Genomic DNA, 9,743 nt, shown 5'->3' on the forward strand with positions numbered 1-9,743 from the left:
ATAGAAGCAAATTGCTTTTTCATCAACAAAGATGATGCAACCTCACGCTTTGTGCATGGTTTTCCTTTGGTTTTTGTTAAGATTGTACCTTTATTTTTTGATTCATGACTCGGATATAATATTTAAGAGAAATATTTTTTATAGTCTTTGACGACAAGGTTTAAAAAATTTTCTCTTTCAGTTATTTAAAATATAAAAATGTTGAATGCATGATTTATGTTTTAAGAGAAATGTTGGCAGATGATTGCATAAGCATTATATCATTTTTAGAATCTTAAGTTTATGTTCAATCAAAGAGATAAGGAAGAGTTTTATGAGTACGTCTGCGACCAATCTTCAATCAAATATCAGCGGCGTTGCATCAGACTTTCCAATTCCTGAAAATGTGTTCGCGCTTAGCGTTCAAGAGGTTCATCATTATACAGACCGTTTGTTTAAATTTCGTTTGAATCGTCCGGAAAGTTTTCGTTTTCGTTCAGGTGAATTTGTGATGATTGGTTTGCCAAATGCAGAAAAGCCAATTTATCGTGCTTATTCGATTGCAAGCCCATTTTGGGATGAGCAGCTTGAATTTTTTTCCATTAAAGTCCCAGGTGGTCCGCTGACTGAACATCTCCAAAAAATTAAAATTGGTGATACAGTTCTCATGCGTAAAAAATCTACGGGAACATTGGTTCTTGATGCTCTGGTTCCTGGAAAGCGTCTTTATCTTCTTTCAACGGGGACGGGGGTTGCACCCTTTGCAAGTCTTATCCGTGATCCTGAAACTTATGAAAAATTTTCCCAAGTGGTTCTTATTCAAACAACCCGGGAGTGCAATGAGCTTGCCTATGTAAAAGAACTTGTTGCTTCTTTACAAAAAGATCCGCTTATTGGTGACTATGCGCAACAGTTGAAATTTTATCCCATGACTACGCGTGAACCTTCTGAGCATATGGGGCGTATTACGACTGTTATGGAGAGCGGTGCTTTTTTTGAAACGACAGGTTTGCCAAAAATAAACCCTGATGAAGATCGCATAATGATTTGCGGTTCCATGGCAATGCTAAAAGATTGTGCAAGGATGTGTGAATCCTTTGGTCTTGTTGAAGGGGCAAATAATGCGCCCGCCACTTATGTTGTTGAACGCGCTTTCGTAGGATGAGAGAAGCGTTGTGATACCGCTTCTTGGAAAGTGATATTTTTTGAAATGACAGGTTTGCCAAAAATCAATCCTGATGAAGATCGCGTAATGATTTGCGGTTCCATGGCAATGCTACAAGATTATGCAAGGATGTGTGAATCCTTTGGTGTTGTTGAAGGGGCAAATAATGCGCCCGCCACTTATGTCGTTGAATGCGCTTTCGTAGGATGAGAGAGCTGTTGTGCTGCTGTTTGTGCTAATGTACTGATAGCATCCCAATCCCCTGCTTTGATAAGTTGTTGAGGAGCTATCCAAGATCCCCCAACACAGAAGACGTTAGAAAGTTGGAGCCATTGTGCAGCATTTTTTTGTGTAATGCCGCCTGTAGGACAGAACTGAATTTCAGAAAAAGGGGATGCTAAAGCTTGCACAAAGGCAAGACCCCCCGCTGCTTGAGAAGGAAAAAATTTAAGATATGAATAGCCTTTTTCCAGTGCTTTTATACATTCACTTGGTGTTACTACGCCTGGGAGAAAGGGAATTTCACTGTTTTTTGCGCAATCAATCAATTCATTTGAGAGGCCAGGGCTTACGATAAATTTTGCTCCTGCACATTCAGCTTGTTTGTAGTGCGCATTGTTGAGGATTGTTCCTGCTCCAACAATAGCTTCAGGCACTTCTTGTACAATTGCTTTTATTGCATCGCATGCATTTGCTGTTCGCAATGCAATCTCTATTGTTTTCAATCCGCCTTTGACAAGAGCACGTGCGAGGGGTATTGCATTTTGTAAATCGTCAATGCGCAAAACAGGTATGACGGTTTGTTCTTGTAGCAGTGATAAAAGATGATTTATTTTTTGGCACATGGTATTCTTTCTCTAAGAGATAATATTGTTGCTATCATTTGATTAAGCACAATATGTTAAAGAGTCGATGAATAGATCTTGAAATTGAATGAAACGCGCGTTATGGCAAGACTTATGGAAAAGAATTTTAAAGTTGCTGCACTTTATTGCTTCGCTGATTTGAAGCATTATCGTCAATTACAGAAGCCTTTGCAGGATTTATGCCAAGCAAATGCTATCAAAGGGACTCTGCTTTTAGCACAAGAGGGTATTAATGGAACAGTTGCGGGGTCTTGTGCTGCAATTGAGGCATTAGTCAATTTTATTACCGCGGAACCAGCATTTCAAACGCCGGAAATTAAATATTCATGGGCGTCAAAAATGCCTTTTCATCGACTAAAAGTGCGATTGAAAAAAGAAATTGTAACCATGGGGGTTGAAGGTATTGATCCGTTAAAGGTTGTTGGTACTTATGTTGACCCTGAAGACTGGAATGCTCTGATCCAAGATGAAGAAACAATCTTGATTGATACACGCAATGATTATGAATATGCACTTGGAAGTTTTCAAGGAGCCGTTGACCCACGGATTAAGACATTTCGGGAATTTCCTGAATGGGTGCGCAAACATGAAGCTGATTTGAAAAAGAAAAAGAAAGTGGCCATGTTTTGCACAGGTGGTATTCGTTGCGAAAAATCAACAGCTTATGTCCGTGAGCTTGGTTATGATCAGGTTTATCATCTCAAAGGTGGTATTCTTAAATATTTGGAAACAATTCCAAAAGAAAAAAGTTTGTGGTGGGGTGAATGCTTTGTTTTTGATGAGCGTGTTTCTGTTGGGCATGGTCTTGAAGAATGTGGGCGTGAATTATGTCGAGCATGCCGTTCCCCTCTTAATGCTGAAAGCAAATTATCGCCTCATTATGAGGAAGGTGTCTCGTGTGATTCTTGTTATAACACGCGAAATGAAGCTGATAGGCAGCGCTTTCGGGAGCGTCATAGGCAATTCCAACTTACAAAATTGCGTGCAGTTCAGTCGCATTAAGGCTCATAAAAATATCATTCTTTAACACTTAAAACTTTCACTTTTTTGTCGTAAAAAGAGAAGGTTTCCAATATGAATGCAAAAACATTTTATAAGGCTGAGTCGTTTCCTCGCTTTTTGTTTGGTGTATAAAACGAAGAGGTTGATTGATAAATATAAATCAACACTATATTTTCCAGATATCCTTGATCTTATAATATTTGGTTTGTTGCAAATATCTTACATTCTAAAACAAAAAAATTTATGCAATGAGAAGGAGACAGTTTAATCGAGGGAGTGCGTTTTAAAAAGCGGTTTTAGAATGCTATAATATATGGTTAATGAACTGTTAATATGAGCATGGGTGTAAAGGGGGAAATAGAATGATAATTGGCTTTATGATTTCATAAACAGAACAAGGATGTTGTCTAACGGATTTTGTGTTTCTTTTCCAGAGATGATCAGGGAAGAAAGAATGAGAAATCCAAAGCAAAGAGGCTCTCTGAAGGGCAAGATTATGAATTGGCAGCCAAAGGACGTGTTTTTTCTTGAAAACTGTAATGCACTTAAAGGAGATAAGGTTGTTTGTCTGCTTGTGAGGGGTGTTACTTTTTTGCATCATTTTGTCTTTAAAAATTAAAAAATGTTTAAAATAAAAAAAATGATTGAAATGCATAAAAATTGGTCTTATATGCAATCTTGCCCAAAGTCGCACGTGCCTGTGGGTGTCCGCTGGTTCTCAAATGGTGAGATTAACCGGTACGGTACCTGGAACTAACCGCTCCAGTCATTCTTTTGGCCAACCGGAAGAATGAGGACATCTTGAAGCAACGACGGTGCGGGCCTTTCTGGTGTCTTTCAGCTGTCCAAATGCTGAGATAACTATAGAGGCACACCTCATTGCCTTCAGTGCGGAAGTGGTTTTCTTCAACTCCAATCAAAAAGGCAGATAAAGTGGAATAACGCGGTTTTCGCGCTGTTCTTTCGCTGTATACAATTCTGTTTTCTTCCTGTTCTTTATCATCAGGGTAGAGGAGGCGGTTGTATACTTTTTGTCTTTTGGTTATTGGCGGCTCTATGCTGTCCAAATAAAGAGGAAGGGATGCCTTCCCCTGAGGAGAATTGCAAATGGCAACGCAACGTATTCGTGATTTTCTTGCAAAACATCATTCTGAAGGACCATGTTTAGTTGTTGACCTGGATGTTGTCCGCGAAAATTATTTAAATTTTGAAAAAGCTCTTCCTCAGTCTCGCATTTTTTATGCGATAAAGGCGAATCCTGCTCCTGAAATTTTGAGTTTGCTTGCTTCTTTAGGATCGTCTTTTGATGCCGCTTCTGTGGCAGAAATTGAAATGGCGTTAAAAGCAGGTGCGACACCTGATCGTATTTCTTTTGGAAATACCATTAAAAAAGAGCGTGATATTGCGCGTGCCTATGCATTGGGTGTTTCGCTTTATGCGGTTGATTGTGTCGAAGAAGTAGAAAAAATTGCGCGTGCTGCTCCAGGTGTTCGCGTTTTTTGCCGTGTTCTGACTGATGGAATAGGGGCTGAGTGGCCATTGTCTCGTAAGTTTGGTTGTGTTCCTGCTATGGCGGTTGATGTTTTGCGTCGGGCACATCAATTAGGTTTACAAGCATATGGTGTTTCTTTTCATGTAGGTTCTCAGCAGACAGATCTTAGCGCATGGGATCGTGCTTTATCGGATGCAGCTGCAGTTTTTAGGCATTTGGAGCAAGAAGGAATTTCGTTGAAGTTGGTTAATATGGGTGGTGGTTTTCCAACACGTTATTTGAAAGATGTTCCTACCGAACAAGCCTATGGTATGGCTGTTTTTGATTCCTTAAAAAAATATTTTGGCAATCGTATTCCGGAAACGATTATCGAGCCAGGGCGTGGAATGGTTGGTAATGCTGGTGTTATTCGCACAGAAGTTGTGCTTATATCTAAAAAAGCGGACAATGATAATGTCCGATGGGTTTATCTTGATATTGGGAAATTTAATGGTCTTGCTGAAACGATGGATGAAGCTATTCGCTATCCTATTGAAACACCCCATGATGATACGGAAATGGAGCCTTGCATTTTGGCAGGGCCAACATGCGATTCGGCAGATGTTCTCTATGAGAAAACACCTTATCTCTTACCTTTATCTCTGACGGTAGGCGATGCGTTGTTGATTCATGGAACAGGTGCTTACACGGCAACTTATGCTTCTGTTGCCTTTAATGGTTTTGAACCTTTGCGGTCTTATGTGATTTGAGTTTCTTATCCATGATAACAAAGGTATAGTGAGGAGTGTGTCAAAGATGAATATGATACATTTTCAAACAAAAAATGGTGCGTTTTTTACACTTGCCCGTGAGCAAGAAGCAGATAAGCCATACCGGGAAAACTTGCTTGATTTAGCTTTGGGAAAGGGGCGTAAGCGTAAGTCGTCAGAAGCTTTACGTCGTGGACGTTTGGCGGCGTGTGGATTGTCTTTTGTTGTCAAAAATGCACTTGGAGAGCTTGTGGGGAGTGTACGTCTTTGGCATGTTCAGTTTAACAAAGGGCAAAATGATACGCAACATGCTTTGCTTTTGGGACCTCTAGCTGTTTCTGGGGAATATTCTGGTATGGGAATAGGGTCGGTTCTTATGCAGCATGCAATTAAAAAGGCAAAAGAATTAGGTTATGGGGCTATTTTACTTGTGGGTGATTGTGCATTTTATCAACGTTTTGGATTCTCAAACAGTTTAACAAAAAATTTAGCAATGCCCAGACCTTATGAAAAGCACCGTTTTCAAGCGTTGGAATTGATACCAGAATATCTTTCTGGATGTTACGGCACTTTGGTTTCCAGTGGAGAACGAGAAAAATTAAACCGTTTTCAGCACCATAAAGTCGCTTAGAGGATTTTATTTGCCAACAGCAATGGCTGTGGAGATCATTTTTTTGTGAAAATATCTTTATGAGATGCAAAGTTTGAAGATAGATTTGCATATCAGTTTTTTCTTCATTTGCATTTCTAGAGTTTATGATAATGGCAGTTGTTTATTAGGGGACTTGTTTCTTTTGCGCTGTTTTAGATGGCTGTAGAAAAACATTTGCGTTGTTTTTTATCGATATTTTACAGAGTTTTTCCAGTTGATGGATGCTGAAAATCCTTCATTGAAGTCAGGATTTAAAGCCAAGCTTTATGGAAATACTATAAAAATTTGGTTTTTGGTGTCATTGGTCTGTTTCATAAATGACAGTGGGTAAGAAGATAAATTTTTTGCGATGATTATCGATGCCTCTATAAATATCTAGGTAAGTTTATCCTTTCAGGGTTTGTGAATAAAATGATTATTTCTTAAGAGGGGAAAGGCTATGTTTAAGTATGTTTATCTGATCATGTAAGGAGTAGGATATGCAAATATCAGGTATTTTACAAGATTTTGACAATGTTTTTAAGGCTAAGCTTAGTGACCTGAAGGGGTGCTGGTGAGGGGTGGTGTTTTTTTGAGAAAAACGGTTATGAATGTTAAGATGATAAAAATGATGGTTATTATAAAGAAAATATCGCTAATGGCCATAGTCATTGCTTGTGTATGTGCCATATTAAAAAGTTGAAACAGAGCAAGAGTATGTGAATCAAAAGTTGCAGTTTTGAAGTATAGAGTAAGCTTTGAAAGCATTTCAGTTGCTTGTCTGTTTGCGTAATTAAGCGTTTCGGCTATTCTTTCATAATGAAAGTCTGTACGTTTTGTCATGAGAGTGCTGATAATGGCAAGCCCTACGGCACCACCTAGATTCCGTGTGAGATTAAAGAGTCCAGAAGCGTTTTGCATTCGTTCTGGTGGAAGTGTCCCCAAGGCAATATTATTAACAGGAACCATACATAACATTACAGAAGCACCACGGAAGACTTGCGGCCAAAAGAGTTGCCAAAAGTCCCAGTTATCTGTGATATAGCTTGCCATCCAAGTGCCTATTGCAAAACCAAAAAGTCCTATTGCCATCATTAAACGCGCATCCATTCGTGCTGAAAGAAATCCAGCAAGCGGAGCTGCTAATAACATGACAAATCCTGAAAGAAACAATGTTTCTCCAATCATGAGGGCATCATAATGGCGGATTTGGCTTAAATAGACAGGATAAAGATATGTGAGTCCATAAAGACCTATTCCTAGTGCAAAGGAAAAAATGGATGCAGCTGAAAAATTAAAATTAGAAAAAGTAGAAAGATCTACAATGGGTTCTTTTGCTGTAAAAGCACGCCAGAAGAATAAGGCTGCAGCAAGAATCATGATAATGAACAAATCCCGAATTAGCCTATCATTCAGCCAATCATGACGTGCTCCTTCTTCTAGAACATACTCTAAAGTTCCCAAGAAAGTAGCCATAAAAATGAGGCCTAACCAATCAAATTTCTTTATCAAAGAAGGATCAGCTTTATCAAAATCAATTAATTTCCAAGCGAGAATTGAAATAATAACCCCGCAGGGGACATTAATGAGAAAGAGCCAATGCCATGATGAGATGTGACAGAGATAGCCGCCTACTGTTGGACCAATGGTGGGCGCTAATGTTGCTATCAGTCCGACGATAGGGGTCACAATGGGGCGTTTTGAAGGTGGAAAAAGCACATAGGAAGCGACAAAAACGCTCGGAATAATGCCTCCACCAATAAAGCCTTGGAGCGCTCGGTACACAATCATTTCTTCAATAGATGTTGCTGTTGCGCAAAGAATAGAGGTAATCGTAAATCCGATAGCCGATACACTAAAGAAAACACGCGTTGAAAGCAATCTTCCTAAGAAGCCAGAAAGAGGCAACATGATAACTTCAGCAATAAGATAGGAGGTTTGAACCCATGAAATCTCTTCAGAACTTGCTGAAAGACCAGCCTGAATTTCAGCTAAAGAGGAGGAGACAATTTGAATATCCAAAATAGCCATGAACATGCCAAAAGACATAGCTATGAAAACCAAGATTTTTTGGATTCCTACGTGTTCTTGAGAGTGTGTTGATTCGGGCATGGAGATGTCTCGTTAGGAGCATTGATTGTTTGTTATAAGAGGTCTTTATCTTGCGGCTTTGTACGTGTGTCAATTTCTACTGAAACACTCATTCCTGCTCGAATACGCCCTGTTTTTAAGACGTCTTCTGGAATAGAGATGCGGACAGGAATACGTTGAACAATTTTAGTAAAGTTTCCGGTAGCATTTTGTGGTGGCAAGAGAGAGAAAACAGCTCCTGTTGCAGGGGAAATGGAAAGTACTGTACCTGTAAATACATCTCCTTTGAAGGCATCAACAACAATATAAGCAGTTTGTCCAGAATGAATATTTTGTAACTGTGTTTCTTTATAGTTCGCTTCAATATAAAGTGCATGGAGAGGGACTAATGCAGCAAGGCGTTGGCCATTTACCACAAAATCCCCCGTTTTTGCTGTTAGATTTCCAATAATACCATCAAATGGAGCGCGGATAATGGTTGAATCAAGATCACGTTGTGCTTTTTCACGTGTGAGTTCTAAACTCTTTGTTTGGCTTTCCGTTTCACTTCGTTGCGCTTCCAGAACTTGAATATTTGCACGTGCCGCAGCTATTTGTGCTTGCGCACGGTTAACATTGGCAATGGCTTGTTCATAAGCGGATTTGGCATCATCAACATTCGATTGAGGCGCATAACGACTCTCTTTAAGTTCTGTGACGCGTTTTAAGGTGAGTTGTGCATTCGTTGCTATGGCTGAAGCAGCTGCTTTTTGTGCTTGCGCATCATCCAAAGCACTGCGTGCAGCGATAATTTGTGCATCAATCCGTAGAAGCGTTTTTTGCTGTGTGCTGAGACGGGCTTCTGTCTGTTCCAAGGCTATTTGATAATCGCCATCGTTTAAGTGAAATAAGACATCATCTTTCTTAACCATTTGGTTGGCTTTAATAGCGACCTTTTCAATATACCCATTTAATTTAGGAGCAATAGCTGCTATATCTCCTTGTACATAAGCATCGTCTGTTGCGAGCATATAACGCCAATCTGTTATCCATTTATAGCCGAACCAAAGCACAAAAAGCGCAAAGATAATAAGAAGAGCATGAATTATTTTCTTCTTTTTTGTTGAAACAGTTGTCTCAGATGTAGACATGATTTTATACTTTCGATTTTATGTAATGCGTAAAACAAGCTCACCGCTGTGAGAAGAGAATAATATAGAGGCAAAGACGATAAGAGCTTTTCAAGCAATAAGACGACTTTAAAAACATAACGTTAAATATACAAACTTGCAAGTATTGAGATCTTACTCTGTTGCGCATTGTTTGCAAATGCCCCGTACTTCTAAAGTGCTTCTGCGTGCTTGAAAATCAACTGCTTGAACCATTTGTTTAAGATTGGATACAATAGTTTGGTTTTGTATTTCATTGACCTTGCCACAGTTTTCACAAATGATAAAAGTTGTAAGTTCGTGTTGGCAATTTTCAGGATGCAAACAGGCCATAAAAGCATTTACGCTTTCAAGACGATGAATACACTTTAATTGGACAAGTTTTTCTAATGCACGATAAACTTGGAGAGGCGCACGGAATCCTTCTTCGCGTAAATGATCGAGAATCGCATAAGCACTTAAAGGTCCTTGCGCATTCTTTAAAGTGTTTAGAACCAATGTTTGGTTACGCGTAAGTTTAGATGACATTAACACCTTTCTTTTGCTCTATAGGCCTTTTATTCTATGGGTAAGCATAAAGCGTATAAGATATTTGTGCAATGGTGAATATAGAATATGTA

The 9,743-nt window shown here is 39.3% G+C and carries 8 protein-coding genes and 1 pseudogene; 5 read left to right on the forward strand and 4 right to left on the reverse strand.

All coding sequences use genetic code 11. The features are described from left to right. Positions 1 to 313 precede the first annotated feature (313 nt). Together NPX99_RS07495 and NPX99_RS07500 are read left to right on the forward strand one after the other, a co-directional pair. The gene (locus NPX99_RS07495; protein WP_269031243.1) at positions 314 to 1,144 is read left to right on the forward strand and encodes a ferredoxin--NADP reductase; all 831 of its coding nucleotides are present in this window, start codon (positions 314 to 316) and stop codon (positions 1,142 to 1,144) included. Positions 1,145 to 1,180: 36 nt separating this feature from the next. Continuing rightward, positions 1,181 to 1,354, forward strand: a pseudogene (locus NPX99_RS07500) (ferredoxin--NADP reductase); the annotation flags it as partial. Here the strand turns inward: NPX99_RS07500 and eda are convergent. After that, on the reverse strand, positions 1,324 to 1,989 hold the full coding sequence (gene eda, locus NPX99_RS07505; protein ID WP_269031244.1) for a bifunctional 4-hydroxy-2-oxoglutarate aldolase/2-dehydro-3-deoxy-phosphogluconate aldolase: 666 nt from the start codon (positions 1,987 to 1,989) through the stop codon (positions 1,324 to 1,326). The pseudogene NPX99_RS07500 and the gene eda overlap by 31 nt on opposite strands. 114 nt (positions 1,990 to 2,103) lie before the next feature. On the opposite strand from eda, the gene trhO reads away from it, so the two are divergent. The 3 genes from trhO (at position 2,104) to NPX99_RS07520 (ending at position 5,884) form a co-directional block, all read left to right on the forward strand. Further along, the gene (gene trhO, locus NPX99_RS07510; protein WP_269031252.1) at positions 2,104 to 3,012 is read left to right on the forward strand and encodes an oxygen-dependent tRNA uridine(34) hydroxylase TrhO; all 909 of its coding nucleotides are present in this window, start codon (positions 2,104 to 2,106) and stop codon (positions 3,010 to 3,012) included. Positions 3,013 to 4,119: 1,107 nt separating this feature from the next. Continuing rightward, complete coding sequence (locus tag NPX99_RS07515; protein WP_269031245.1) at positions 4,120 to 5,253, forward strand: type III PLP-dependent enzyme; 1,134 nt, start codon at positions 4,120 to 4,122, stop codon at positions 5,251 to 5,253. Positions 5,254 to 5,299: 46 nt separating this feature from the next. Next, complete coding sequence (locus NPX99_RS07520; protein ID WP_269031246.1) at positions 5,300 to 5,884, forward strand: GNAT family N-acetyltransferase; 585 nt, start codon at positions 5,300 to 5,302, stop codon at positions 5,882 to 5,884. A 552-nt stretch (positions 5,885 to 6,436) separates the two neighbouring features. On the opposite strand, the gene NPX99_RS07525 is transcribed toward NPX99_RS07520, so the two are convergent. The 3 genes from NPX99_RS07525 to NPX99_RS07535 all read right to left on the reverse strand — a co-directional run bounded on the left by NPX99_RS07525 (position 6,437) and on the right by NPX99_RS07535 (position 9,651). Continuing rightward, positions 6,437 to 7,996, reverse strand: a complete 1,560-nt coding sequence (locus NPX99_RS07525; protein WP_269031247.1) for a DHA2 family efflux MFS transporter permease subunit — start codon at positions 7,994 to 7,996, stop codon at positions 6,437 to 6,439. 32 nt (positions 7,997 to 8,028) lie between these two features. Beyond that, a complete protein-coding gene (locus NPX99_RS07530) occupies positions 8,029 to 9,105 on the reverse strand; it encodes an HlyD family secretion protein (RefSeq protein ID WP_269031248.1) in 1,077 nt (358 codons plus the stop codon). A gap of 153 nt (positions 9,106 to 9,258) precedes the next feature. Then, positions 9,259 to 9,651, reverse strand: a complete 393-nt coding sequence (locus NPX99_RS07535) for a Fur family transcriptional regulator (RefSeq protein WP_126603740.1) — start codon at positions 9,649 to 9,651, stop codon at positions 9,259 to 9,261. Positions 9,652 to 9,743: the final 92 nt, after the last annotated feature.

Source organism: Bartonella sp. 220B (genome assembly GCF_026930205.1).
Classification (GTDB): domain Bacteria; phylum Pseudomonadota; class Alphaproteobacteria; order Rhizobiales; family Rhizobiaceae; genus Bartonella.

Bases quoted from the DNA above. Each gene is read 5' to 3' on its own strand.
- NPX99_RS07495 (WP_269031243.1), top strand. From the start codon at position 314: ATGAGTACGTCTGCGACCAATCTTCAATCAAATATCAGCGGCGTTGCA.
- NPX99_RS07535 (WP_126603740.1), bottom strand. From the start codon at position 9,651: ATGTCATCTAAACTTACGCGTAACCAAACATTGGTTCTAAACACTTTA.
- NPX99_RS07520 (WP_269031246.1), top strand. From the start codon at position 5,300: ATGAATATGATACATTTTCAAACAAAAAATGGTGCGTTTTTTACACTT.
- NPX99_RS07530 (WP_269031248.1), bottom strand. From the start codon at position 9,105: ATGTCTACATCTGAGACAACTGTTTCAACAAAAAAGAAGAAAATAATT.
- trhO (WP_269031252.1), top strand. From the start codon at position 2,104: ATGGAAAAGAATTTTAAAGTTGCTGCACTTTATTGCTTCGCTGATTTG.
- NPX99_RS07515 (WP_269031245.1), top strand. From the start codon at position 4,120: ATGGCAACGCAACGTATTCGTGATTTTCTTGCAAAACATCATTCTGAA.
- NPX99_RS07525 (WP_269031247.1), bottom strand. From the start codon at position 7,996: ATGCCCGAATCAACACACTCTCAAGAACACGTAGGAATCCAAAAAATC.
- eda (WP_269031244.1), bottom strand. From the start codon at position 1,989: ATGTGCCAAAAAATAAATCATCTTTTATCACTGCTACAAGAACAAACC.